The following is a 25,630-nucleotide window of genomic DNA, read 5'->3' on the forward strand; positions in this document are numbered from 1 at the left end:
CCTACTCGACCGGCCAGGTGTGCACCGGTTCGTTGGTCGACTGCAGTTCGCCGTACCGCTGCACCATGTGGTGCAGTGCCTGGGAACGGTCCATGCCCCGGCCCCGTTCGGCGGCCCAGACCGTCTCGGTCTGCCAGACCGCCCCGTTCCGGCCGGTACGGCAGCGCTGCTCGATGATGCCGAGCAGCCGGTCCCGGTGTTCGGCCTCGACCCCGAACCGGTCCAGACCGGCCGCCGCGCGGGGCAGCAGGACGTCGAGCACCAGCTCGGTGACGCGTACGTCGCCGAGGCGCGGCCAGTAGACGGTGGCCTCGATGCCCCGGCGGGCTGCCGCGTGGAAGTTCTCCTCCGCGGCGCTGAACGTCAACTGGCTCCAGACCGGCCGGTCCGCCTCGGCCAGCTCGCGGGCGAGTCCGAAGTAGAACGCGGCGTTGGCCAGCATGTCGACCACGGTCGGGCCGGCCGGCAGCACCCGGTTCTCCACCCGCAGGTGCGGTCGGCCGTTCATGATGTCGTAGACCGGCCGGTTCCACCGGTAGACGGTGCCGTTGTGCAGCCGCAGCTCGCCCAGCTCCGGTACGCCCCCGGCGTGCAGCACCTCCACCGGGTCCTCGTCCTCGCAGATCGGCAGCAGCGGCGGGAAGTAGCGGACGTTCTCCTCGAACAGGTCGAAGATCGAGGTGATCCACCGTTCCCCGAACCAGACCCGGGGGCGTACCCCCTGGGCCTTGAGCTCGTCCGGGCGGGTGTCGGTGGCCTGCTCGAAGAGCGCCACCCGGGTCTCGGCCCACAACTGCTTGCCGTGCAGGTACGGCGAGTTCGCGCCGAGGGCGACCTGCACCCCGGCGATGGCCTGGGATGCGTTCCAGTAGTCGGCGAAGCTGTCCGGCGCGACCTGGAGGTGGAACTGGACGCTGGTGCAGGCCGCCTCCGGGGCGATCGAGTCGGTGTGCGTCGCCAGCCGCTCCACGCCGCGGATGTCCAGCTCGATGTCCTCGCCCCGGGCCGCCACGATCTGCTCGTTGAGCACCCGGTAGCGCTCGTTGGTGGAGAGGTTGTCCAGCACCAGGTGGCGCGGGGTGAGGGTGGGCAGGATACCGATCAGCACGATCTGGGCGTCCGCGTTGCCGGCCCGGTCGTCGGCCCGGCCGAGACTGGACCGCAGATCCTTCTCGTAGTCGGCGAACCCCGCCCCCTCGATCAACCGCGGCTGGGCGTTCAGCTCCAGGTTGAACTGGCCCAGTTCGGTCTGGAAGGCTGGATCGGCGATCTCGGCCAGGATCTCGGCGTTCCGCATCGCCGGTTCACCGGCGCGGTCGACCAGGTTGAGTTCGATCTCCAGGCCGGTCATCGGCCGGTCGGCGTCGAAGCCGAAGTCGTCGAGCATCAGGGCGAAGACGTCGAGGCATCGCCGTACCTTCTGCCGGTAGCGGATCCGTTCCTCCCGGGAGAAGGCAGCCCGCGTCACGTCCCGACCCATGTTTCCTCCCCGGCGCAGGCGCCGCGTCTTCCGATGCCGTCATGGAACCACCACGGTAGAAGCGGCGACCGGACGGAGGCCAGCGACGAACGACCACCGCCCCGCGTGACCGGGCAACAGCGTTGCGTCCAACCATCGCACAACGACCCGGTGGCACGCCCACCGACCCTGTACCCGGTCGGGCGCCCCGCCCACCGTGGGGCCGGTCACCGGGGCGCCCGACCGGCCGGCGGATGGCGGGCTCACCGACCCGTCCGCCGGCCGGGTTCAGTCCTGCCGGATGGCTTCGCCCTCGATCTCAATCTTGATCTTGCGGCCGACCAGGACGCCCCCGGTCTCCAACGCGACGTTCCAGGTCAGCCCGAAGTCCTCCCGGTCGATCTCGGTGGTCGCCGTGAACCCGAAGATGTCCTGGCCGAACGGGCTGCGTCCGGCGCCCTCGAACTCGACCGCCAGGTCGACCGGCCGGGTCACCCCCTTGATGGTGAGCTCGCCGGAGAGCACGAACTCGTTGCCGCTGCGCGAGGCGACCCCGGTGCTGCGGTACTCCAGCGTGGGGAACTGCTCGGCGTCGAGGAAGTCGCCGCTGCGCAGGTGGACGTCCCGGTCGTTCTGGCTGGTCGTGATGCTCGCCGCCTGGATCGTGGCGGTGACGGCGGACCGCAGGGGGTCCTCGGCTACCGTGATGGTCGCCGTCGCCTCGGTGAACTCGCCGCGCACCTTGCTCACCATCATGTGCCGGGCCACGAAGCCGACCCGCTTGTGCGCCTGGTCGAGCAGGTAGGTGCCGGGAGCCGGGATGGTCAGGCCCTCCCATTCACGGGTGGCCTCGCCGGTGCTGCTGGTCATGGGCACGCCTTCCTTCGGTCTTGCGGGACAGGAAAAAGATGAGCGCCTCAACAATACTGAACGCAACATTCCCCCTGTCAAGGATTGTTATGATCGACGGGTGACCGAGAACGTGTTCGACGATCCCCGCATCACCGCCATCGGGCTGCTCGTCGAGACGTACTCGGGGCTCGTCGCGAAGATCACCGGCCAGTTGGATGAACACGGACTGTCCATGGTGGAGTTCGAGGTCCTGATGCGCCTGGCCCGGTCGCCCGACCGGCAACTGCGGATGAGCGATCTCGCCGCCCAGACCTCCCTGTCGACCAGCGGGGTCACCCGGGTGGTCGACCGGATGGAGCGGGACGGCCTGCTCCGCCGGCGGGCCTGTCCGTCCGACCGACGCTGCCTGTACGCGGTGGTCACCAACGCCGGCGCCGCCCGGCTCGACGAGACCCTGCCCGGCCATCTGCGGATCCTCGACCGGTGGTTCACCGGCCTGCTCGACCCCGAGGCGTTACGCGGCGTTCTGCACGGGCTCCGGGTGGTCCGGGACGCGGTGCACCCGGACGCCACGGCGGGCAGCGCGGAGAGACTTGCCGAGGCGTCCTGAGCGGGCGAGCCACCCGGCCCACCGGGCCCACCCGAGACACCCGGCCGCCAGACGACGACCGAGACCGCACGGGGTGATTCCGGGCCGTCACCGAACTCGCGGGTCACCGGCAGAAAGACCGGCAGAACCACGACCCAGACCGGACGTCACCGACAAATCTCTACGGTAAGCACCGATCGGATCGTTAGTGTTCTGCGAGCCGGGGGGTGCACCGGAGACGTGACGCGGGTGAGCAAGGGGCAAACCGGGGGAGCCTCACCCGCGTCACCGTCGGCGCCAATCAAGCCGGCGCCGACCCGCGACCATCCGGGGGTCGGCGCCGACCTCATTCGGCGGCGGTGCCGCCCGTCGGACCCGGGTCCGCCAACTCCCGCTCCACCGCCTCGACCAGCACGCGCTCCCGCGGCAGCAGGCTGATCCCACTCGACCGGCACACCTGGTCGAGCCAGTCCAGCGTGGTCCGCCGGGCACCCGGATCGTCGCTGCTGGCCAGCATCCCGACCAGGGACTCCACCACGTCACGCATGTCCCGACAGTCGGCGCTGGCCTGCGCCGCCGCGGCGAACCACTCGGCCGCCCGCTCCCGGTCGCCGCGACGCAGCGCCAACTGCCCCTCCAACCGGGCGGCGATCCCGTCGTCCCGGCGCGCCGCCGTGTCCTCGGGATGGTGTCCCGAGCCACCGAGCCGTGGGCCCGGCAACGACTCGCCGACGGCCGAGCCGCGCAGCTCGGCGAGCACCCGGTCGGCCTCGGCCAGCCGGCCGGCCTCGGCCAGGGCCAGCCCCACCGTGCCGAGCACCCGCCGGCGGTGTCCGGGGTCGCCCAGGTCGGCGAGCGCGGACACGACCCGGCGACCCTGGTCCACCGCGTCGGCGTACCGGCCGTCGAGGCGGGCGATGTCGGCCAGGTTGGCCCGGGCCAGCACCCGGAGCCGGACCTCGCCGCACTGGGCGGCCAACCGGTCCACCGCGGCCAGCCGCCGACGCGCGGCGCCCAGGTCACCCACCCGGATCTCGTGCCAGGTCAGGTTGTTCTGGGCCACCGCCATGTCCCGGGTACGACCCGTCCGGCTGGCCAGCGCCAGCACCGTCTCGCCGTGCCGGCGGGCCTCGTCGTACCCGCCGAGGGCGGTCCACAATCCGCACAGCACGCTACGCCCGGCGAGTTCGCCGGGCACGTCGCCGAGCTTCTCGAAGGTCTCCACCGCGGCCTGGGCCGAGGCGAGTTCCTGCGGTCCCTCGCCGTGTTCCTGGGCCAGTTGCGCCACCCCCACCTGTGCCCAGGCCCGCAGCGCCGGGTCGGCGTCGGCGGTGCGCGGATCGTTCAGCAGCCTGCGCAGCCACTGCCGGCCCGCCACGTCCCGGCCGCGGAACCGCCACCAGCGGGGCAGCGCGGCGGCCAGTCGCAGGGCGCTGTGCGGGTCGTCGTTCGCGGCGTACGCCAGCGCGGCCCACAGGTCGCTGGTCACCTCGTCCAGCTGGTTCACCGCGGCGGGCATGCTCGCACCCACCAGGTCCGGCGCGGCCCGCTGGGCGAACCGCGCGAAGACCACCGCGTGCCGGCGCCGGATCACCGCCAGTTCCCCGTCGGCCGCCGCCCGCTCGGCGGCGAAGTCGCGCACCACGTCGAGCAGCCGGAACCGGACCGGGCCACTGCCCCTTGCGCCGATGAGACCCAGGGCGAGCAGCCGGTCGAGCACCGGCACCGGATCCCCGGTGAGGTCGACCAGCATCGCCTCGGCCAACTCCACCGACCACCTGTTGCGAAAGGCCGACAACCGGCGCAGCGCCGCCCGTTCGACCGGTTCGAGTAGGCGGTAACTGCCCGCCACCGCGTCCCGCAGCGTGACGGCGACGGCCTCCCGGCGGATCGGCGGACCGGCCAGGTCGAGCAGCCGGTCGCCGTACCGGTCGAGGATCTCGTTGAGATCCAGGATCCGGCCGCGGGCCGCGGCCAGCTCGATCGCCAGCGGCAGCCCGCCGAGCCGGCGGACCAGACCGACCAGGGCGGGCAGCTCCGCGGCCCGGGGCGGTTCGCGGCGTACCTGGCCGAGCCGGGCGAGGAACAGTTCCACGGCCGAGAAGCCCGCGATCGCGGACAGCTCCGCCGGTACGTCGGCGGGCGGCACCTCCAGCGGTGCCACCGGCCAGACCCGTTCACCCGGCAGGCCGACCGGGTGCCGGCCGGTCGCCAGTACGCGCAGCGCCGGCGCGATCCGGGCCAGCCCGCGGAGCGCCTCGGTCACCGAGCCCGGTGCCCGCTCGATGGCGTCGACCAGCAGCAGGGCCGGCAGCCCCGCCAACCGCTCGGCCAGGTCCGCGGCACGGGCCACCCCGAACACCGTGGCCACCGCGGACAGCACGTCGTTCTCGGTGGATCCCTCGTCGATCGACACTCCGGCCGCCCCGCCGGGATGCCGTCCGGCCACCCGGGCCACCACCGCCAGGGCCAGGCTGGTCTTGCCCACCCCGGCCAGGCCGACCAGACTCACCAGGGCCGGCGCGGCACCGGCCGGCGCGGACAGCAGTCCGCTCAGTTCCGTCACGTCCGCGTCGCGGCCGATGAGATCGGCAGGCGCCGGCAGGCCGAGCCCCGGCGCCGGGCGGGGTGGTTCCAGCGGATCGGACTCGGACGACGACGGGTCCTGTCCCCGGGCGGCGGCGACGAACCGCTCGCGGTCCACCCCGGCCAGGCCCAGCGCGGCGGCCAGCAGGTCGACGGTCATCCGCTGCGGGCGTACCGATCGGCCGCGTTCCAGATCGCGGACCGTGCGTACCCCGACGCCGGCCCGGGCCGCGAGATCGGACTGGGTCAGCCCGGCGATCCTGCGCCGATCGCGAAGCAGCTCGTCGAAGGCTGCGGGTTCGGGGCCGGAACCATGATCCGGAGTCATGGGCAGGAAGGCTACGCACCGATGGGCGCACCGGGCAGCCTTGCGTCGCGCTGCCGACGAATGATGACACAAAACCCGACAACACGGACTGTCGCCGTTACTGTCCGCTCCGTACGCATGGCCGGCGGACCGGGGTCGTACCAGGTATTTCAGCGCCACCGGCCCGGCGTCGGACGGGCTCCCGTCCGGTCGCCGGCCGGCTCCGGTGGTGCGCTGCGGTCGGCTCCGCGCGCCGACCAGCGGGCGTGCCACCGGCGCAACGGGCCCGGTGCCCACCAGTTCCACTCGCCGAACAGGGCCAGGAAGGCCGGCAGCAGCAGCCCGCGTACCACGGTCACGTCGAGCAGCACGGCCACCACCATGCCGAACCCGATCTCCTTGACCGCCGTCAAGCCACCGAGCAGGAAACCCAGGAAGACCACGCAGAGGCAGCCCGCCGCGAGCGTCACCACCGGGCCGGTACGGGTCACCGCCACCAGCACCGCCCGGCGCCCCGCCTCCGCCCGGGCCGCCGCTGTGCGCAGACCCGCCAGCCGGTCCCACTCCTCCTTGATCCGGGCGAGCAGGAACACCTCGTAGTCCATGGACAGGCCGAAGACGAAGACGAACAACAGGACCGGGGTGGTCAGGTCGAGGCCGCCCCAGGAGTCGACGCCGAGCAGCGCCGCGCCGAGTCCCCACTGGAACACCACCACCAACGCCCCGAGGGTGGCCAGCAGGGTGAGCCCGGCCAGCACCAGGGCCTTCACCGGGACGACCAGGGAGCCGGTCAACCCGAAGAGCAGGACGGCCGTGACCAGCAACAGCACGGCCGCCGCGACGGGCAGCCGGGCCAGCACCGACGCGCCGTAGTCGACCGCCTCGGCCGCCGGGCCGCCGACCAGCACCCGGGCCGGTACGGGCAGCTCCCGTACCGCCCGGACCAGGTCACGGGACGGTGGACCGGCGGTGGCACCGCGCGGGGTCAGGTCGAGCACCGTGCTGGTGGCCGGCACGTCCGGCCGGACCTGGACCCGCAGCACCTGCGGCAGCCGGTTGAGCCGGTTCATCAGGTTCCGCACCGTGAGAGTGGCCGGATCGGCCTCGACCACGACCACCACCGGGGCCGCCCGACCCGCCTCGAAGTCCCGGCTCAGCACGTCGTACACCTGACGCGCCTCCATCGACCGGGGCAGCGCGCGGGCGTCCGAGTCGGCCAGGTTGGCACCGACCAGAAAGGGCACCGCGAGCAGCAGCAACGCCGCGGTGCCGGCCACCGCCACCGGACCGGGCCGCCGGGAGGCGACGCCGGCCAACGTCGCCAGCAGACCACCCGACGGTACGTCCGCGGCGCGGCCGCCGGTCGTACCCCGGATGGGCGGGCGACCGGGGCGACCGCGACGGGCGGCCGCCACCCGGCCGGCCCACCAGCCGGCCATCCGAACCGGCCACCGGCCGGCCGGGTCGGACCGGCGCGGTGCCGGCACGGCGGATGCCCGGCGACGGACGAGCCGGGGCAACGCCCGCCGGGTGAGCGGTGGGATCCGATGCCCGGCGACGGCGAGCAGGGCCGGTACGGCGGTCAGCCCGACCCCGGTCGCCAGCGCGACGACCAGCGCCCCGCCCGTCGCCATCGACGCGAGCAGCGGCTCGGCGAAGACGGCCAACCCGAGCATCGCCGCGCCCACCGCCGCGCCGGACACCAGGACCGCCCGGCCGGCGGTGGCGGTGGTCCGGGCCAGCAACTCGGCGGTGCCCGCGCCCGGTTCGGCGGCCCGCTCCTCGCGGAACCGGGCGATCATCAGCAGCGCGTAGTCCACGGTGAGGCCGATGCCGAGCAGGGTGACCACGTTCGCGGTGAACTCCCCGACCGGGGTCACGGCGGCGACCAGCCGCAGGCCGAGCAGTGTCCCGGTGACCGCAGCGGACGCGGCCAGCAGTGGGACGGCGCCGGCGACCGGACCGCCCAGGGCCAGCGCCAGGACGACGAACAGCACCACCAGCGCGACCGACTCGCCGACCGCGGCGTCCCGGACCGCCCGGTCGCCGAACGCCCGACGGGCCAGGTCCGGCCCGCCGACCAGCACCTGCGGCGCGTCGATGCCGCGCAGCGCGGTGACCACCCGGTCGGTCAGCCGGCGCTGTTCGGTGGCGGTCAGCCCGGTGGCCAACTCGACCCGGACCAGGCTGCTCCGGTTGTCGGCGCCGATCCGGCCGCCCGCGCCGCTGTAGAGGTCGTCGACCGCGGCGATTCCCGGCAGCGCCCGGATCCCGGTGTCCACCGCGCGGACGCTGCTGACCAGTCGCGGGTCGTACGGGTCCCGGTCGCGGACCACGGCGACGACGGTGGGGCCGGCCGGCAGCAGCTGCTCGACCCGTCGCTGCGCGCGCCGCGACTCGGCGTCGGCCCGCAGCCCGTCGGCGGGGGTCAGCCGGTCGAAGAGTTGACCGGCGAGCAGCGCGCCGGCGATCGCCAACCCGGCCCAGCCGGCCAGCACCGGTCGGCGCCACCGGTACATCGTCCTGCCGAGCACCGCGAGCATCCGGCCCCTCCGCGGGGCGTGGTCGGTTCGTCGCCCCGCGGACAGGCAAGCATCCGCCCGGCCCGGCCGTCCGGCCTTCGCGACGGCCCGCCTGTCGGCATACCGTCAGCTCAGCCCATCAGGTCGCGGGCAATGATCATCCGCTGGACCTCGGAGGTGCCCTCGCCGATTTCAAGGATCTTGGAGTCGCGCCAGAAACGCGCCACCGGGTACTCGTTCATGAAGCCGTACCCGCCGTGGATCTGGGTGGCCTCCCGGGCGTTGTCCACCGCGACCGTGCTCGCGTGCAGCTTGGCGATCGCCGCCTGGCGCTTGAAGTCCTCGCCGGCAAGCATCCGCGCGGCCGCGTCGTAGTAGGCCAGCCGGGCGGTGTACGCGCGCAGCTCCATGTCCGCGATCTTGAACTGGATCGCCTGGTAGTTGCCGATCGGCTGGCCGAACGCCTGCCGTTCCTTGGCGTACCGGACGGACTCGTCGACGCAGCCCTGGGCCAGGCCGACGGCCAGCGCGGCGATGGCGATCCGGCCCTCGTCGAGGATCCGGAGGAACTGGGCGAAGCCCCGGCCCCGTTCACCGAGCAGGTTGCCGGCCGGCACCCGGCAGTCGTCGAAGGTCAGCTCGTGGGTGTCCGAGGCGTTCCAGCCGACCTTCGAGTAGCCCGGCGCGACGGTGAACCCGGGGGTGCCGGACGGCACGATGATGGTGGACAGCTCCTTGCCGCCGTCCGGGCGGGTGCCGGTCACCGCGGTCACCGTGACCAGCGCGGTGATGTCGGTGCCGGAGTTGGTGATGAACGCCTTCGAACCGTTGATCACCCACTCGTCCGTCGACTCGTCCAGCACGGCCCGGGTCTGGGTGCCACCGGCGTCCGAGCCGGTGCCCGGCTCGGTCAATCCGAAGCCGGCCAGCGCCTCACCGCGCAGCAGCCTGGGCAGCCACTGCGCCTTCTGCTCGTCGGTGCCGAACCGGTAGATCGGCATGGCGCCCAGGGAGACCGCCGCCTCCAGGGTGATCGCCACGCTGGAATCCACCCGGGCCAACTCCTCCAGGGCCAGGCAGAGCGCGAAGTAGTCGCCGCCCATCCCGCCATGCTCCTCGGCGAACGGCAGGCCGAACAGGCCCATCTTGCCCATCTGCCGGACGACGTCGTACGGGAAGGTGTGCTTCTCGTAGTGCTCGGCGATCACCGGAGCGACGACGTCGCGGGCGAACTCCCGCACGCTCTGCCGCAGCGCCTCGTGCTCCTCGTTGAGCCGGAAGTCCATGGGTTCCTCCATCAGAGTTGGTCCACCGCGGGTGCTTGTGGCACCGGGCCGGCGGGGTGTGGCGGGCCGGCGGGGTGCGCCGGGTGGAGCGGCTCAGACGGGCGTGACGCCGTGCCGGCGCCGGGAGAACTGGCGGTCCTTGCCGCGGGCGGCGGCGTACCGGCGGACCAGTTCGGCGCGCAGCTGGTCCGGCTCGACGATCGCGTCGACCACCAGCTCGCTCGCCAGCCGGACGACGTCGATGTCCCGCTCGTACTCGGCCCGCTTGTCGGCCACGAAGGCGGCCCGCTCGGTCTCGTCCTCGATCGCGGCGATCTTGTTGGCGTAGACGGCGTTGACCGCCGCCTCGGCGCCCATCACCGCGATCTTGGCGGTGGGCAGCGCGATGGTGGCGTCCGGCTCGAAGCCGGGACCGGCCATCGCGTACAGGCCCGCGCCGTACGCCTTGCGGACCACCACGCAGATCTTCGGCACGGTCGCCTCGGAGATGGCGGTGATCATCTTGGCGCCGTGCCGGATGATGCCCTGCCGCTCCACCGCCGTGCCGACCATGAACCCGGGTACGTCGGACAGGAACAGCAACGGCACGTTGAACGCGTCGCAGAGCTGTACGAACCGGGTCGCCTTGTCGGCCGAGTCGACGAAGAGCACGCCGCCCTTGAACATCGAGTTGTTGCCGATCACCCCGACGACCTCGCCGTTCAGCCGGCCGAACCCGATGGTCAGTTCCTTGGCCCAGAGCGCCTGGATCTCGAAGAAGCTGCCGTCGTCGAGCAGGCCCTTGACGTACCGGCGCATGTCGAACGCCTGCCGTTCGCTGGCCGGCACCAGGGCCGCGAGGTCCACCTTCTCGGCGGCGGCCACGGCGGGCGCGGCGGGCGGCGGCTGGGCCCAGTTCGCCGGCAGGTAGGACAGGTAGCGCTTCACCACGTCCAACGCGTCGGCCTCGGTCTTGCACAGGAAGTGTCCGACGCCGGACTCGGCACAGTGCACCTTGGCGCCGCCCATCGCCTCCAGCGTGGTCTTCTCGCCGGTGACCATCTCGACCATCCGGTCCGAGCCGAGGTACATGCTGGCGTTGCCCTCGACCATGGCGACCACGTCGCAGAACGCCGGGATGTAGGCGCCACCGGCGGCCGACGGCCCGAACAGGGCGCAGACCTGCGGGATCGACCCGGAGGCCCGGACCTGGTTCCAGAAGATCTTGCCGGCACCCCGCCGGCCGGGGAAGAGATCAACCTGGTCGGTGATCCGGGCGCCGGCCGAGTCGACCAGGTAGACCATCGGCACGCCGGTGGCGTACGCCCGCTCGATGGTCCGGATGATCTTCTCCACGGTACGGGCGCCCCAGCTGCCCGCCTTCACCGTCGAGTCGTTGGCCATCAGGCAGACCGGCCGGCCGTCGATGGTCGCCTGCCCGGTGACCACGCCGTCCGCCGGCAGCCCGTCGGCCATCGCGTTGGCGTAGAGGCCGTCCTCGACGAAGGAGCCCTCGTCGACCAGGAGCGCGACCCGTTCCCGCGCGAAGAGCTTGCCCTTGGCGGCGTTCGCCGCGTGGTACTTGTCCGCACCGCCGGCCTGGGCGCGCTTCCGCAGCTGCGCCAGGGCCTCACCGTCGAGCGTCACGCCGCCTCCCTCGCCACCCGGCCGGCCACACCGCCTGGTGGGCGCGCCGACCGGACCGACCTGAACGATCGTTAGGCTAGCGCATCGGCCGCCCCGGCGGCGAACAACGGTCACCGAGCCGGCCCCGCCCGACCCGCCGGATCAGGGACAGAAGGCGCCCACCAGGGCCAGCACCGCCCGGCGCAGCCGCTCGTCGGCGAGCTCGTCGCGCACCGCGCGGACGTGCTCGGCAGCCAGCGCGGCCAGCAGGGTGTGCGCGTCGGCGACCGGGTCGTCCCGGCCGGCCAGCAACAGGCTGACGTGCCGGTGCCAGAACCGGTACGCGCCGATCCGGTACCGCGCGCCGGGCACGGCGGTCTCCGACATCCGGACCAGATCGAGATGGTCGAGCAGGTAGTCGAGGTACGCCGAGACGAAGGCCCGCAACCGCTCGCCTGGGGAGGGCACCTCGTCGGACCCGTTGCCAGGACCGAGCGGGGCCGGACCGAACAGGATTTCCTCCTGCAGGATTCGCTCCCGCTCGTCGAGGAGCGCGACGGCCAGCCCGGACTTGTCACCGAATCGCCGGAACAGCGTTCCTTTGCCCACCCCCGCCGCGGCGGCCACGGCATCCATCGAGACGGCGTCCACACCGTGCGTCCGGAACAGGCTGGCCGCCGCCGTCAGGACCGCCGCCCGATTGCGTGCGGCATCAGACCGTTCCCGGGGCGGTGCGGTACGCAACTCCAGCAGTTCCGCCGGCGGGATGGCAGAAACGGACCGCGGTCCGCTAGCATTCGGAGACATAACCGGACTGTAGTCCACTTCTTCAGGAGGTTCCTGTGACCGCTCTCATCACCCGTGACGAGTTGCGTTCCGCGATCGATGCTGGCACGGTGACCGTGGTCGACACGCTCGGCGGCGAGTACTACGACCGACAGCACCTGCCCGGCGCCGTCCCGCTGGTGGAAGCCGAGGTCGACGCCGCGGCCGGGAGCCTGCTGCCCGATCGGCACGCCGCGATCGTCACCTACTGCTCCAACCCGGCCTGCCCGAACAGCGGGCGGGTCGCCAACCGGCTCACCGCCCTCGGCTACACCAACGTCCGCAAGTACGCGGACGGTATCGAGGACTGGGTGGCCGCCGGCCTGCCCACCGAGTCCGGCGCCCGCATCCGCTGAACCGTCGCGGCCGACCGGGAGATTCGCGGCGCGCCCACCGGCCGGCGTGGCCGCGAATCTCCCGGTACCGCACGGCTCGGGCCGGGTCAGTTGCCCGGAAGCGGGGTGAGTCGGGTCCGCGGACCGGCCCGCAGCACCCCCGAGGGCAGCTTCTTGCCGACCAGCGCCTCGGCCAGCTCCGCGGCCTCGACCAGCGCGTCCAGGTCGATGCCGGTATCGACACCCATGTCGTGCAGCATGTGTACGGCCTCCTCGGTGGCCAGGTTGCCGCTGGCCCCAGGGGCGTACGGGCAACCACCGAGGCCGCCCACGCTGGCGTCGAACTCGGCGACCCCCAACTCCATCGCGGTCAACATGTTCGCCAGCGCGGTGCCCCGGGTGTTGTGGAGGTGCAGGAGAACGGGGACCTCGGGCTGGTGGTCGCGGACCGCGGTGACCAGCTCCCGGACCCGGCGTGGGGTGCCCATCCCGGTGGTGTCACCGAAGGCGACCCGGTCCGCCCCGTCGCGGACCACCCGGTCGACGATGCCGGCCACCCGCTCCGGATCGACGTCTCCCTCGTACGGGCAGCCGAAGCTGGTCGCAACGATCACCTCGGCGGTCGCGCCGGCGCCGTGCAGCAGGTCGATCAGCGCGGCGATGTCGTCAAGCGACTCGGCGGTGGACCGGTTGACGTTGCGCCGGTTGTGCGTGTCGCTGGCCGAGACGACCACCTCGATCTCGGTGAACCCGGCGTCCAGCGCCCGTCGTGCGCCCCGGCTGTTCGGCACCAGCGCCGAATAGCGCACGGTGTCCGCCTTCGTCGCCCGCCGCCACACCTCGTCCGCGTCGGCCATCTGCGGGATCGCCTTCGGGTGCACGAACGAGACCGCCTCGATCCGCCGGACGCCCGTACCCGACAGTGCGTCGAGCAGTCGTATCTTGGCGTCGGTGGGGATGGGCTCCTCGTTTTGCAGCCCGTCCCGGGGGCCGACCTCACGGATCGACACGGAATCCGGCAGTTGCGCCATGCGGTCACCTCGCTGTGCCCGTGGTACGGATGATCGGTGTCCGTCCACACGGACGGACCACTCCAGCATGGCACCGTCACCGGCCACCGGTTCCGCCCCTACCGGCCATCAGCTCCGCGGCTGCCCGGAACGCGGCCGAGAGGGCGCCGGCGCACGCGACGGCGTCCTCCCGGCCCACCATCGCCGCCAGCACCGTCGCGCCGTCGGCACAGAGCACCATCATGCGCAGTATCCGAACCGCCAGTGGCCGCGCCCTCGCCCGTGGGGTTTCGGTGCCTTGTCGACCGCCCGTGCCAACCATTTCTCTCCTTCGGTGACAGCGCTGCAGCTGGCAGCACTCCGTCGTCGGTTTCCCGGCCGCTCGACCGCACCCGCCGGGAACGAACTCCCGCAGGCACGGACTCGATCGGCCTTCGTATGGAGGAAACGAGGGGCGGGCCGGCAAATAACGATCTTGTGGCCTGGTTGTGGCGCGACCACCCGGCCAACCGGGAACGGGCGTGCGGTCCGGCCCCTGGCGACCGTTCGGGCCGCTCCGGCCCGGACAACTACCCGGCCAGAATCCTGACTGACGGGCCAGTCACCGGTCACCGGGCATTGATTCGGGCAGGTACAAATATGGATTGAGTCAAGTGAACCCGCGCGGAAGGACCACTATGACGACCGACGCCGGTGTGCCCTCCGTCGACCGGGGGCAGCGGCAGCGACATCGGCTCGTGCCCCGGGAGCAGCTCGCGGCGGAGTACGCGACCCGGTACGGATCGCCGGAGGTCGCCACTTACGCGCTGGCGGTCCGGGACGTCGTCGAGGGCTGCGCCGCGATCGGACCGGTGGACACCTGGCGCAAGCTCGCCGACCTGATCCGGCACGGCCGGCCGGCCCGCGACCGGGCCCGGTGGCGCAAGAAGCTGTCCCGGCATTTCACCGCCGAGAGCAAGGGGCCGCCCTGGCAGACCGTGGTGCTGGTGGTCCGGCACGCCGTACCGGAGACCGACCGGGCGGCGACGCTGGCCCGCCTCGGCCGGTTGTACCAAGCGGCCCGGGGCGACGAACCGCCGACCGGGTCACACCCCGGACCGGGCGGCGACAACCGGGGCGCGCCGGGTGACCCCGTCGGACCGGAGCGCTCGTTGGCCGAGCTGAACCGCGAGAACGCGCACCTCAGGCGCATAGTCGCCGACAAGGACCGGATGGTCGCCGACAGGGACCGGGAAATCGTCCGGCTGCGGGCCGAACTGCGCGGCCGGAGACAGGACGCACCCGGTGGCCGCCCACTGCCGCCGCAGGCGCCACCCCCGGCTCGCGAGCCGGCACCCCGGTTGGGTCGGCAGGGCCAGAACGGCGGCTGTTTCCCGGCCGGCCACAGCGGCAACCACCTTCCGCCCGGCCAGAGCGGCGGCCACTTCCCGCCCTGGCAGGGCGGCCCGGCCGGCCAGCAGAACCAGCCGCGTACCGACCTGGCGATCCCCGGCCGGTCCGGATCCGGACCGGCCGGGCGGACGTACCTGGTGGACAGCCCGCGCTGGCACGCGACGCCCCGCGCCTGGGTCGGCCGGCGGCCCGACGTCCGGCCGACCGGCGGCCTGCGCTGACGTCGGTCCGTCCCGGCCGGACGACCGCCGGGACGTGCGGAAGGTCCGGTCGGCGCGGTCGGTCTCGGCGGGCCGGATCGGGCCCGGCGGCGCCGGTCAGCGCATCCGGGCGACGATGCCGGTGTCGTAGTCGCCGGAGACGAACTCCGCGTTCTCCAGCAACTCGGCGAAGAACGGGAGGTTGCACTTCGGGCCGACCACCTGGAACCCGGCGACCGCCACCCGGGCCCGCTCGATCGCCTCGGCGCGGGTGGCACCGGAGACGATCAGCTTGGCCATCAGGCTGTCGTAGAACGGGGTCACCGTGTTGCCCTCGGTGTAGCCGGAGTCGACCCGGACCCCCTCGCCGGTCGGTTCCACCCAGGTGCTGACGACCCCCGGGCCGGGCAGGAAGCGCTTCGAGTCCTCGGCGTTGATCCGCAGTTCGATCGCGTGCCCGCGCGGCGCCAGCGCGTCCGGGTCGAAGGTCGGCGCCAGCCCGGCGGCCACCCGCAACTGCTCCTCGACCAGGTCGACGCCGTAGACGTACTCGGTGACCGGGTGCTCGACCTGCAGCCGGGTGTTCATCTCCAGGAAGAAGAATTCGTCGGCCTGCACGGCTGCGCCCTCGGCGTCCCGCTGGCGCGGGACCAGCAGGCACTCCACCGTGCCGGCGTTGCGGTAGCCGACCGCCTCGCCGGCCCGGACCGCGGCGGCCAGGAACCGTTCCCGCAGTTGCGGCGACACGGCCGGCGACGGGGACTCCTCGACCAGTTTCTGGTTGCGCCGCTGCACCGAGCACTCGCGCTCGCCCAGGGCCACCACCCGACCGTCGGCCAGGCCGAGGATCTGCACCTCGACGTGGCGTACCCGGGGGAAGTAGCGCTCGACCAGCACCGCGCCGTCGCCGAACATGCGCTCGGCGAAGGCGCGCACCTTGTCGTACTCGGTCCGCAGCGCGGCCTCGTCGGCGGCGACGGCCATGCCCATGCCGCCGCCGCCCGCGGCGGCCTTGACCATCACCGGGTAGCCGATCTCCGCCGCGGCGGCCATCGCCGCGTCGGCGTCCGCCGCCGGGTCCGTCGTGCCGGGCGCCACCGGTACGCCGGCCGCCGCCATCAGGTTCCGGGCGTTGATCTTGTCGCCCATCGCGGTGATCGCGTCGGCGCCGGGACCGACCCAGATCAGCCCGTTGACCTCGACGGTACGGGCGAAGTCGGCGTTCTCCGACAGGAAGCCGTAGCCGGGGTGGATCGCCTGCGCGCCGGTGGACTTGGCCGCGGCCAGGATCGCATCGGTGTTGCGGTAGCTCTGCGCCGGGTTGGCCGGGCCGACGCAGACCGCCTCGTCGGCCTCCCGAACGAAGGGCAGGTCGGCGTCCGCCTCGGAGTACACGGCGATCGCCCGGATGCCGAGTCGCTTGGCGGTACGGATGATCCGGCGGGCGATCTCGCCCCGGTTTGCGACGAGCAGCGACTCGATCATGGCTACCTCTTTCCCGGTCCAGGCGTCATTGCCGGCTGCCAGGACACCACGACCGGGCCGGGATCACGAATCCGGGTCGCCCGACAGGGCCGCGATGGTGGCCGCCCGCAGCAACGCGGCCCGCCGCTGCCGGTCCACCTCCCCACCGAGGAACGGCGTGGAGTTCATCAGGCCGAACGCCGCGTGCGCCAGCACCCGGGCCTCACCGGCCGACAGCGTCGGGTGCAGCGCGGTCAGCACCGAAACCCACTCCTCGACGTACAGCCGTTGCAGCCGGCGGATCTGTCGGCGCGGCTCCTGCGGCAACCGGTCCAGTTCGTGCAGGTGCAGCGCGATCACCGCCGGGTTGGCCAACGCGAAGTCGACATGGAAGTCGATCAACGACTCCAGCGTGCCGCGCGGGTTGCCCGGGTTCTCGGCGGTCCGCCGCCGGCCCCCGTCGAGCAGCCCCTCGCTGACCGGGACCAGGGCGGCGACCAGCATCGCCTCCTTGCCGGCGAAGTGGTGATAGAGCGCCGGGCCGGTGACCCCGGCGGCCGAGCCGATGTCGTCCATCGACACCCCGTGGTATCCGCGGGCGGCGAACAGGCCGACCGCGATTTCCAAGATCTCGTCGCGCCGCGAGCGGCGTCGAGGCACCACCGTGGGCGCGTCATTCACCTGTTGGTCCACCGTCACGGACCAAGCCTAACCACCTGTCAATCCACCGCTTTCCATCGCCGGTGGCCGACCCGGATCCGGCCCGCCGCCGGGCCCGCCGTGCTGAGCGCCGCGCGAGAGGTACGGCAGGTCAGGTTGCCCGGACACCAGGGACGAACGGGTCGAACCTGGTGCCGGATACCGGACATCCGGGCCGTCCGGGGGCGTCCGTCGACGGCGGCCCGGGCGGACCGGCTCCGGTGGGGTGACACCGGGCGCGTCGGCACTCGGCCAGCCGGACCGGCTCCGGTCCGGGCACCACTCGTCGGCGCAGCCACCGGACAGCGGCGGCCGACCGGCCTAGCCTGAGGCTGTGACAGCACGGCGACTCACGGTGACCGGCGTGGTGAGGTGAGATCGGGATGACCCGCGAGGAGCCGGACACCACCGGCGCACAGGCCGGCTCGAGAGATCACCGGCGGCGGCGGGCGGTGGCGGCCGGGGCGCTGCTCGTGGCGGCCGGGCTGCTGGACATCCTGGCCGGCTTCGAGACCATCCCGGTCGACCGGTACTTCGACGTGGACGTGGCGGGCACCCACCACCTGGACATCACCGGCTGGGGCTGGCTGCACCTGGGCATCGGCGTGGTCGTGGCGCTCGGCGGGCTCGCCGCCGTCGCCGCCGACCGGCACTGGACGGCCGTGCTGGCGGTGGCCGGCGCGGCGGCCAGTATCGGGGTCAACCTCCTGCTGTTCCCCTACCACCCGCTACTGGGAGTCATGGTGGTGGCGCTGGACCTGGTGGCCATCCCGCTGCTGGCCAGGAACATGCGGGCCGGGCGGCGCGACGACCCGGTCGGGGCTCACCGACGCTGACAGAGCCGGCCCGAGCTGAACGCCGGTCCGGTCGACGGCTTCCACACCGGGTTCACCGTGATCGGCAGGGTCGGCGCCTGCCAGGCCGCGCCGAGCACCTGGAGGATGCCGTACTCGCCCCGCGGGGCGTTGACGTTCGCGCCGGCGAGGAACTCGATCAACTTGTCGTGGACGGTGGGCCGGCCGAGCAGCCCGCCGTGCAGGGCGGGGACCTGGTAGACCGCCACGTTCGTGTACGGGCCGGGCGGGGTCTCGGCCGCGCTGACGGTCGGCAGGAAGGCGATGACGCGTACCCCGGGGATCGGGCAGAGCACCTGGTAGCGGTAGAAGGGTGCGTTGTCAAGCAGGGACCGGACGAATGGCTCGTCCGGGCTGTCCCGGGCCCCGCTGATGAGGTTGACCAGGGCGAAGATGCCGCGCAGTTGCCAGCCCGTCGCGATCCCCCAGCCCTTGGCCGCTTCCGGCGGCGGATAGTAGGCCCGCCCGGTCCGCATCAGCGGGCTGAACATCAGCAGCGCCTTGACCGGTGAGTCCCGCACCCGGTCCAGGTAGGTGCGGGCCACCATCGCCCCCTCGCTCTCCCCGAGCAGGGCGATCGGCCGGCCGGTCCGCCGATGCAGCCGGTTGACCTGGTCGCCGAGCAGGTCTGCGCTGGACTCCAACGACCGGTGGGTGGTCTGGGTGGAGTACGGCAACGGCTCGCCCCGGGCGGTCAGTCCGTTGTACGAGAACTCCTGCACGGCCGGATCAGCGGCGGCCCGCCCGTCGTACGCCGAGTCGTGGCCGCCCAGAACGATCACCGCGTACGGGATCGACGGGGGCAGCGGCCGGCTGAGCACCGGCGGCCGGAAGTTGTTCCTGCCGGTCACCGGCTGGTTGGTCAGTCCCTGCGCCACCAGCGGGACGACGATGGCCATCAGGATGGCCAGCGGGGCGACCGGCACCCGCCACCAGTGCACGTGCGAGGGCAGCACCGCGGCCCGTACCGTCCGGTTCCACAGCACCCCGTTGACCGCACCGCAGGCCGCGGCGACCACCACGCTCAGGTAGCCGGGCACCCGCCAGATGACCGCGCCGGCGGCGGTGAGGATGACGAAGTCGAGCACCGACCAGCCGACCAGTTCCGCCGTCGGCAGGCCCCGCCACCAGCCGCGACCCACGGAGGCCCGCTGCAGGAACGGGGAGAGCAGCAGCAGCGGCAGCAGCGAGGCGAACAGGAACCAGGACAGCGAGACCACCGCGGCGGCCACCGCGAGGGCGGCGAACGGCGAGACGATCACCGCGGTGAGCAGGGCGACCATCAGGTTCCGCAGCACCAGCTGCGGAAACGGGAGACAGTCCACCTCACCCGGCCAGGCGAGCCGGACCAGCACCGCCGAGATCAGCCCCCGGACCAGGACCGCGCCGGCGAACCCGAGCCCGAACACCAGCCAGGAGTTGTGGTAGACGAGCAGCCAGCGCATGTCGTGGTAGGAGTCGTACGGCCAGACGGCGGTGCTCTGCTGGGCGAACCCTACCGCGCCAATGAAATCGAGGGCGTTGAGCAGCGCCGTCTCCAGCGTCGGGATGACCGCGGTGAGGACGAGCAGCCCGACGAACCGGCCATTGACCGATCGCACGCCCCCTCCTCCCGGCTCGCGGCAGGCCCCCGCACCGACTCTCCCCCCTCCCGCGCCCCCCAGAACCCAAATCCCCAATTCCGGACCACCCCGACCACCCCACCGCCCCGACCACCTCGGGTGTTGATCATGAAGTTGTTGCCACCCACCTCGGCGTGTCGCGCCAATAGCTTCATGATCAACCTCCAAGGGGACCGGGAGCGGGGTTGACCTTTTAGTGGGTTGAGGGCGGAGGGTGCGGGAGCGCAGGGGCGGTCCCGGTGCGGTGCTGGGGAGGGTGCGGGCGGATGACGGCTGGGACGGTGACCGATGGGGGCGGTGCGGCCGGTGGCGGCGGTACGCGCGGTGTGGGGCGGGCGGGTGATCGGGTCGGGTCGAGCGGCGGGCTCGGGTCGGCGTACTGGCGGCTCTGGTCGGCGGCGGTGATCTCCCGGCTGGGCGACTCGGTGCGTACCCCGGCGTTGGCCCTGCTCGCCGCGGCGGTGACCGGCGATCCCCGGCTGCTGGCGGCGGTGGTGATCGCCGGTCAGCTGCCGCCGTTGGTGTTCGGCCTGATCGGCGGCGTGTACGCCGACCGGTGGGACCGGCGCCGGACGATGGCGGCGGTGGACGGCGTACGGGCGGTGCTGGTGGCCGTCTTCGCGGTACTGGTGGCCACCGGGCAGGCCGGCCTGCCGGCGCTGGTCGGTTGCGCCTTCGCGCTCGCCGCCCTGGGCACCCTGTTCGACGCCTCGGCGTTCGCCGTCCTGCCCGCCGTCGTACCGGCCGACCGGCTGCCGGTGGCCAACGGCCGGCTGCAGGCCGGTGCCGCGGTGGCCGGCGGGTTCGTCGGCGCGCCGCTGGCCGGGGTGCTGTTCGCGCTGGCGGCGGCGCTGCCGTTCGCGGTCGACGCGGTCTCGTACGGCGCGGCGGCGCTGCTGGCGCTGACCCTGCGACCGCCGGCCCCCGCCGGCCACGTCGGCGGCAATGCCGACCGCGCGTCCGCCGCCGCGTCGACGGGCCCCACCGCACCGGCGGTCTCCCCCGGAACGACACGGTCCGCCGAGCCCGTTGCACCCCGGGCGGGCGGGTCGGACCGGGCGGGTCGGCGGTCGGTGTGGCGGGAGGCCGGTGACGGGCTGCGCTGGATCGGCCGGGACCCGGTGTTGCTGCGGCTGACCGCGCTCGCCGCGAGCAGCAACATCGCCATCAGCGGAATGATCACGACCCTGGTGCTCTACGCCCTCACCGTTCTCGGGGTCACCGAGGCCGGCTACGGTCTGTTCATGTCGGCGGCGGTGCTCGGCGGGCTGGCCGGCGGGCTGGCCGCCGGCCGGCTCGCCGCGCGACTCGGCACGCTGCCCGGGATGCGGCTGGTCCTGGCGGTGCAGACGGTGGCGCTGGGCGCGCTCGCCGCGTCCCGCCACCCGGCGCCGGGCGCCCTCGCGCTGGGCGTCTTCGCCGCCGGTACGGCGATCTGGAACTCGCTGTGTGCCGCCTACGGCCAGCACCGGGTTCCGGCCGCGATGCTCGGTCGGGTGAGCAGCGCCCAGCGACTGGCCGGGCTGCTGGCCGCCCCGGCGGGCGCCGCCGCCGCCGGTTTCGCCGCCTCGGCGTACGGATTGCCGGTCGTGTTCTGGGGCGCGACCGCGGTCCTCGGCGTCACCACGCTCGCGGCCTGGGTGGCGCTGCGCCCCGCCCGGTGAACCGGCGACCGGGCGCGGAACGGGCTCCCGCCGCGTGCGTTCGACGCGCGGGAGCCCGCCACGTGCGCTCAGGCGGGAGTGATGCCGCCGGGCTCGGTCCCCTTGACGATCGGGGAGCGGACCAGGTTGCCCCACTCGGTCCATGAGCCGTCGTAGTTGCGCACCTGCGGGTAACCGAGCAGGTGCCGCAGCACGAACCAGGTGTGGCTGGACCGCTCACCGATCCGGCAGTAGGCGATCACGTCGTCGGCCGGCGCGAGTCCCAGCTGGTCGGCGTAGATGGCCCGCAGTTCCTCCGCGCTCTTGAAGGTGCCGTCCTCGTTGGCCGCCGACTTCCACGGCTTGCTCACCGCCCCGGGGATGTGGCCGCCGCGCAGCGCGCCCTCCTGCGGGTAGTCGGGCATGTGCAGCATCTCGCCGGTGTACTCGCCCGGCGAACGCACGTCGACCAGCGGCCGGCCGGCCGCCACGTGCGCCAGCACCTGGTCGCGGAAGGCCCGGAGCGGGGCGTCGTCGCGCTGCGGCACCGGGTAGTCCGCCCGGGGCCGGTCGGTCTTCTCCCGGGTCAACTCCCGGCCCTCGGCGACCCACTTCTGCCGGCCGCCGTCCAGCAGCCGCACGTCGGCGTGGCCGAAGAGCGAGAACACCCACAACGCGTACGCGGCCCACCAGTTGAAGTTGTCACCGTAGAAGACCACCGTGTCGTCCCGGCCGATGCCCTTGCGGGCACACAGCTCGGCGAAGCCCTCGGCGTCGAGGTAGTCCCGGGTCACCTGGTCGTTGAGTTCCAGGTGCCAGTCGACCTTTACCGCGCCGGGGATGTGGCCGGACTCGTAGAGCAGTACGTCCTCATCGGACTCGACGACGACGAGGCCGTCCGTCCCCAGGTGTTCGGCCAACCACTCGGTGGTGACCAGGCGACCCGGATCGGCGTACGACTGCAGGGCAGGGCTGGAATCGTTAGGCACTGGCATATTCCCAACCTACGCCGCCGCGTCCGGCGCGACCCGGGAACCGGTGCGCTCGGTCCAGCGGGTGGAACGCCGCCGCGCCCGCCCCGGAACCGGCCGCGCGGACCGCCCGCGCGGCTCAGTCGGTGAGCGGGCCGAGCAGCGGGCGCTTGGCGGTGACCGTGTCGCCGGACGAGCGGCCGGTCAGCCGGCGCTTGACCCACGGCGCCAGGTGCCGGCCGGCCCACCGCAGGTCGGCGCCGCGGGCCGCCAGCCACGGGGTCGGCGCCGGCCGGGGCGGGACCAGCAGCCACTCCGGGTCGCACTCCACCCCGAGGGTGGTGAGCACGTGCGCGGCCACCCGGCGGTGGCCGGCGGACGACAGGTGCAGCCGGTCGTCGCTCCAGAGCACCGGGTTCAGGAACTCGCCGTCGGCGAAGAGGTCGACCATCATCGCGCCGTGCCGCTCGGCGGTCTCGCCCACCGCCCGGTTGAGGACCGCCACGCGCGGTGCGACCAGGCGCTGACCGGGCAGCCGGGCCATCACGTCGGCGAACCGGAAGATCAGTACGTCGGCACCGTCGGCCCGCAGCCGGCGGACCACCTCGTCGAACCGGGCGACCAGGGTGTCCGGGTCGAAGCTCCGGCGCAGCACGTCGTTGCCGCCGGCGGCGAAGCTGATCAGGTCGGGCCGCATCTCCAGCGCGACCGGCACCTGCTCGGCGACCACGTTGGGGAACAACCGCCCCCGGATGGCCAGGTTGGCGTACCCGAAATCGGGTCCGGCCTCGGCGGCCAGCCGGGTGGCGACCAGGTCGGCCCAGCCCCGGTACGTCCCGTTCTCGTACGTGTCGTTCATTCCCTCGGTGAAGCTGTCGCCCACCGCCACGAAGCTGCGCCAGCGCACCCCGCGTCTCCCGTCGTCGTGCCCGGTAGAACCGCACGGAAGTTTGGCACGGCAACCATCCGGTCGGCATCCGCCGACCGCCGGAACGTGACCGGGGCCGCACGCTGCAGTCGTACAGGATGATCTTTGATCACCTGAACCATCCCGGCACGCGGATTCGGGGCGGGAGGTACGGCCCGGCACGATGCACCCTCAGGTGCGCGCGCCCGTCGGGCTAGCACGGACGGTATCCGAGTCGTAACGTGCAATAGAGGCCCGTCCGTGCGGAGACCGGCCGACCCTCGTGCAGGAGTGTGCACCCATGGCACGTACGGACTACATCGGGCTGAGGATCGCTCGCTGGCGTGACATCGCCGGCATGACTCAGCAGCAGCTCGCCGACGCCGTCGGCGTTACCAAGGCGTACATCAGCCAGATTGAGAACGGCCGACGACCTGTCGAAAAACGCTCACTTCTTGGCGCATTCGCCACGGCACTCGGCGTCGGAGTCGGCGACCTCACCGGCCAACCCGAGCAGCCCCGCAATGGCGACGATATGGCGATCTACTCAGCGGTGCCCGGTATCCGGGGCGCGCTGGACGATGACCCGGATGATCCTGCCGACCCCGGTGAAGTCGCCCGGCGGGTTGACGAGGCGATGCGCGCCCGGATGGCGTGCGACTACCCGACCCTGGCCAAACTGCTACCGGGGGTGCTCACCGGCACCCGGCAGTTGGCCAATGCCGGCAACGAGCAAGGTCTGCCGCTGTTCGTACGCAGCGCGATCTGCGCCGCCCTAGCAATCAAGCCATTCGGCCACCTGGACCTGGCTGCCAGGCTCGCCGAGCGGGCGGAGCGCGCGGCCAGCCTGCTCGGCCAGCCGGTCGAGCAGGCCGCCGCCCAGTTTATGTTGTCCCAGACGGCGCTGTCAGCTGCCACCGCCGGTGCCCGGCGCCGGTCCCTCACCGTGGCGAGCGAGGCGGCCCAACGACTCGGCGACGACGGCGACGACAACGCGCTCACCTGGTACGGGCTACTGCACCTGCAGGCGGCCTTGGCTGCCGCGTCACTGGCTCGCGACGCCGACGTGACGATGCATCTGGGCGAAGCCGACGCGGCTGCGGCCAGGGTTCAGAGCGACCCCTGGCGGATGGAGTTCACCCCGGCGAACTGTGGGGTGTGGCGCGTTGGGGCGAGTGTCGAGAACGGGGAGCCTGAGAAGGCTCCCGAATATGCCCGCCGTATCGACCGGTCCACGCTGAAGACGGCAAACCGGTTGGTCCGTTTGCACATCGATACGGGTCGCGGTCACTATGCCGCCGGCGACCTAGCCGCCGCAGTGAGGCAGTTCCTGGCGGCCGACGAGGTCTCCCCCATGGAGTTGCGAACCAGACCGTCGGTGCGTGAGCTTGTGGGCCAGATGGTTCGGGATGCCCGTCGGCGCGGATCGGCCGAGTTGCAGGATCTGGCCATCCGCTGCGGCGTTGATCCACTCAGCCCCGACCCGAGTTAACTGACTGTAAACCACCACTCACGGCACCGCGCCTACGGTCTACGCATCGGCCAGCATTTCGGCTGGTCGTTCCCAGACCGGGGGCGGCGTCGCGTTGTACGGCGTGACGCTCCGTGCCCGGCCGTCGGGGCGCGGCGGTGTGCTCCCTCCGTCTCGATCCGGAGTGGCCTTTCCAGCTCCGCCGCGCCCCTCGGTCATTGGAGGGGCACGAGATGAGCCTGTTCCGCAGAGCGCCGCAGCCGACGGAGATCCTCGCCGCGGCCCGACTCGACGACGCGGAGGATGCCGCCAAGGCACGGCAACGGCTAATCGAGCAGGCCGCGAAGGACACCGAGCACCGGGCGCCGCAGCCGACCTGTCGGATCGGGGGCAACCCGTGACCGGCCTGGACGGCGGCAACCCGACCGAGGTGATCCGGTCCGTCCGGCTCACGTTCGCCGCCCACGACTGCGAGCCGGGCATGGTCCGCCAGCGCCGCTGTGAGCGTTGCAAGCCTGACGGCTGTCCCCGGTTGGAGTGGGCCGAACAGGCGTGGCGTTCCCTCGGTAGGAGTGGTGCACGGTGAACCAGCCACTCGACCGGGGCCCGTTGTGCCTCACCTGCATGGGAGCATGGGAGATGGCAATCCACAACCGGCACCAGCGGTGTAGGGGCGCGGTGGTCCGGCTCGGTAGGGTGCTCCAGTGCCGCTGCTGGTGCTGGGACGGCGCCGGCACCTCCGATCTGGTGAAGCTGTACGGCGACCAGCGGACAGTGCGGGCGGTGCCTCAGTCTCGCCCGATCAGTCCAATCGTCCGGCTGCCATCGTGAACCCCGAGGAGTTGCGACGCGGCCGGATCCTCTACTGGACAGTGCTTGTCGTCTTCGCGGCGGCGGTCTTCGCTGGCACTGTCATGAATGCGCGGTAGACCCAACCGCGCCCGGCGGGCTCCTTTCAGAGGGCCATTGCGATCAACGGCCGGGTGGGATCGGGCCAGACACGGCGATTCGTCATTCATGATCGATTTGTA

General features: G+C 72.6%; 21 protein-coding genes. 7 read left to right on the plus strand and 14 right to left on the minus strand.

Features of this window, described 5'->3' with window-relative positions; genetic code table 11:
• Position 1: 1 nt before the first annotated feature.
• Both ACFOX0_RS10950 and ACFOX0_RS10955 read right to left on the minus strand, forming a co-directional pair.
• On the minus strand, positions 2 to 1,480 hold the full coding sequence (locus ACFOX0_RS10950) for a glutamate-cysteine ligase family protein (RefSeq protein WP_377544362.1): 1,479 nt from the start codon (positions 1,478 to 1,480) through the stop codon (positions 2 to 4).
• Between the two features lie 267 nt (positions 1,481 to 1,747).
• Positions 1,748 to 2,329 carry a YceI family protein gene (locus tag ACFOX0_RS10955; protein ID WP_377544365.1) on the minus strand — a complete coding sequence of 194 codons (582 nt, stop codon included), beginning with the start codon at positions 2,327 to 2,329 and terminating at the stop codon, positions 1,748 to 1,750.
• Positions 2,330 to 2,429: 100 nt separating this feature from the next.
• On the opposite strand from ACFOX0_RS10955, the gene ACFOX0_RS10960 reads away from it, so the two are divergent.
• Positions 2,430 to 2,921, plus strand: coding sequence for a MarR family winged helix-turn-helix transcriptional regulator (locus tag ACFOX0_RS10960; protein ID WP_377544368.1), 492 nt, complete (start codon positions 2,430 to 2,432; stop codon positions 2,919 to 2,921).
• Positions 2,922 to 3,246: 325 nt separating this feature from the next.
• On the opposite strand, the gene ACFOX0_RS10965 is transcribed toward ACFOX0_RS10960, so the two are convergent.
• The 5 genes from ACFOX0_RS10965 to ACFOX0_RS10985 form a co-directional block, all read right to left on the minus strand.
• A complete protein-coding gene (locus tag ACFOX0_RS10965; RefSeq protein WP_377544371.1) occupies positions 3,247 to 5,814 on the minus strand; it encodes an ATP-binding protein in 2,568 nt (855 codons plus the stop codon).
• A gap of 149 nt (positions 5,815 to 5,963) precedes the next feature.
• Entirely contained in the window at positions 5,964 to 8,336 is a 2,373-nt protein-coding gene (locus tag ACFOX0_RS10970; RefSeq protein WP_377544374.1) for an MMPL family transporter, read from the minus strand.
• Positions 8,337 to 8,446: 110 nt separating this feature from the next.
• Complete coding sequence (locus tag ACFOX0_RS10975; RefSeq protein WP_377544876.1) at positions 8,447 to 9,601, minus strand: acyl-CoA dehydrogenase family protein; 1,155 nt, start codon at positions 9,599 to 9,601, stop codon at positions 8,447 to 8,449.
• A gap of 93 nt (positions 9,602 to 9,694) precedes the next feature.
• Positions 9,695 to 11,227, minus strand: coding sequence for an acyl-CoA carboxylase subunit beta (locus ACFOX0_RS10980; protein ID WP_377544377.1), 1,533 nt, complete (start codon positions 11,225 to 11,227; stop codon positions 9,695 to 9,697).
• A 141-nt stretch (positions 11,228 to 11,368) separates the two neighbouring features.
• A complete protein-coding gene (locus ACFOX0_RS10985) occupies positions 11,369 to 12,013 on the minus strand; it encodes a TetR/AcrR family transcriptional regulator (protein WP_377544380.1) in 645 nt (214 codons plus the stop codon).
• Between the two features lie 35 nt (positions 12,014 to 12,048).
• Here ACFOX0_RS10985 and ACFOX0_RS10990 point away from each other — a divergent pair, with 35 nt between their 5' ends.
• A complete protein-coding gene (locus ACFOX0_RS10990; RefSeq protein ID WP_377544383.1) occupies positions 12,049 to 12,387 on the plus strand; it encodes a rhodanese-like domain-containing protein in 339 nt (112 codons plus the stop codon).
• Positions 12,388 to 12,473: 86 nt separating this feature from the next.
• Here ACFOX0_RS10990 and ACFOX0_RS10995 read toward each other — a convergent pair whose 3' ends face one another.
• Together ACFOX0_RS10995 and ACFOX0_RS11000 are read right to left on the minus strand one after the other, a co-directional pair.
• A complete protein-coding gene (locus ACFOX0_RS10995) occupies positions 12,474 to 13,397 on the minus strand; it encodes a hydroxymethylglutaryl-CoA lyase (protein ID WP_377544386.1) in 924 nt (307 codons plus the stop codon).
• 76 nt (positions 13,398 to 13,473) lie between these two features.
• Positions 13,474 to 13,620, minus strand: a complete 147-nt coding sequence (locus tag ACFOX0_RS11000; protein WP_377544389.1) for a hypothetical protein — start codon at positions 13,618 to 13,620, stop codon at positions 13,474 to 13,476.
• Positions 13,621 to 14,053: 433 nt separating this feature from the next.
• Between ACFOX0_RS11000 and ACFOX0_RS11005 the strand changes: the two genes are divergently transcribed.
• Positions 14,054 to 14,989, plus strand: a complete 936-nt coding sequence (locus ACFOX0_RS11005; protein WP_377544391.1) for a hypothetical protein — start codon at positions 14,054 to 14,056, stop codon at positions 14,987 to 14,989.
• Between the two features lie 96 nt (positions 14,990 to 15,085).
• On the opposite strand, the gene ACFOX0_RS11010 is transcribed toward ACFOX0_RS11005, so the two are convergent.
• Entirely contained in the window at positions 15,086 to 16,453 is a 1,368-nt protein-coding gene (locus ACFOX0_RS11010; RefSeq protein WP_377544393.1) for an acetyl-CoA carboxylase biotin carboxylase subunit, read from the minus strand.
• A gap of 63 nt (positions 16,454 to 16,516) precedes the next feature.
• Positions 16,517 to 17,131, minus strand: coding sequence for a TetR/AcrR family transcriptional regulator (locus ACFOX0_RS11015; protein WP_377544396.1), 615 nt, complete (start codon positions 17,129 to 17,131; stop codon positions 16,517 to 16,519).
• A 383-nt stretch (positions 17,132 to 17,514) separates the two neighbouring features.
• On the opposite strand from ACFOX0_RS11015, the gene ACFOX0_RS11020 reads away from it, so the two are divergent.
• The gene (locus tag ACFOX0_RS11020; protein WP_377544399.1) at positions 17,515 to 17,967 is read left to right on the plus strand and encodes a DUF7144 family membrane protein; all 453 of its coding nucleotides are present in this window, start codon (positions 17,515 to 17,517) and stop codon (positions 17,965 to 17,967) included.
• On the opposite strand, the gene ACFOX0_RS11025 is transcribed toward ACFOX0_RS11020, so the two are convergent.
• Positions 17,955 to 19,586: a hypothetical protein gene (locus ACFOX0_RS11025; protein WP_377544402.1), complete on the minus strand. Its 1,632-nt coding sequence runs from the start codon at positions 19,584 to 19,586 to the stop codon at positions 17,955 to 17,957. The genes ACFOX0_RS11020 and ACFOX0_RS11025 overlap by 13 nt on opposite strands.
• A 287-nt stretch (positions 19,587 to 19,873) precedes the next feature.
• Between ACFOX0_RS11025 and ACFOX0_RS11030 the strand changes: the two genes are divergently transcribed.
• Positions 19,874 to 21,271 (plus strand): MFS transporter, encoded by a 1,398-nt coding sequence (locus tag ACFOX0_RS11030; protein ID WP_377544406.1) that lies wholly within the window; start codon positions 19,874 to 19,876, stop codon positions 21,269 to 21,271.
• A gap of 68 nt (positions 21,272 to 21,339) precedes the next feature.
• On the opposite strand, the gene ACFOX0_RS11035 is transcribed toward ACFOX0_RS11030, so the two are convergent.
• Together ACFOX0_RS11035 and ACFOX0_RS11040 are read right to left on the minus strand one after the other, a co-directional pair.
• Positions 21,340 to 22,245, minus strand: coding sequence for a sulfurtransferase (locus ACFOX0_RS11035; protein WP_377544409.1), 906 nt, complete (start codon positions 22,243 to 22,245; stop codon positions 21,340 to 21,342).
• Positions 22,246 to 22,360: 115 nt separating this feature from the next.
• Positions 22,361 to 23,128 (minus strand): SGNH/GDSL hydrolase family protein, encoded by a 768-nt coding sequence (locus ACFOX0_RS11040; RefSeq protein ID WP_377544411.1) that lies wholly within the window; start codon positions 23,126 to 23,128, stop codon positions 22,361 to 22,363.
• A gap of 301 nt (positions 23,129 to 23,429) precedes the next feature.
• Between ACFOX0_RS11040 and ACFOX0_RS11045 the strand changes: the two genes are divergently transcribed.
• Positions 23,430 to 24,620 (plus strand): helix-turn-helix domain-containing protein, encoded by a 1,191-nt coding sequence (locus tag ACFOX0_RS11045; RefSeq protein WP_377544414.1) that lies wholly within the window; start codon positions 23,430 to 23,432, stop codon positions 24,618 to 24,620.
• A 212-nt stretch (positions 24,621 to 24,832) separates the two neighbouring features.
• A complete protein-coding gene (locus ACFOX0_RS11050; RefSeq protein WP_377544417.1) occupies positions 24,833 to 25,000 on the plus strand; it encodes a hypothetical protein in 168 nt (55 codons plus the stop codon).
• Positions 25,001 to 25,630: the final 630 nt, after the last annotated feature.

Origin of the sequence: Micromonospora zhanjiangensis, from assembly GCF_042650605.1 — a bacterium.
In the GTDB taxonomy this organism is placed as follows: domain Bacteria; phylum Actinomycetota; class Actinomycetes; order Mycobacteriales; family Micromonosporaceae; genus Micromonospora_J; species Micromonospora_J zhanjiangensis.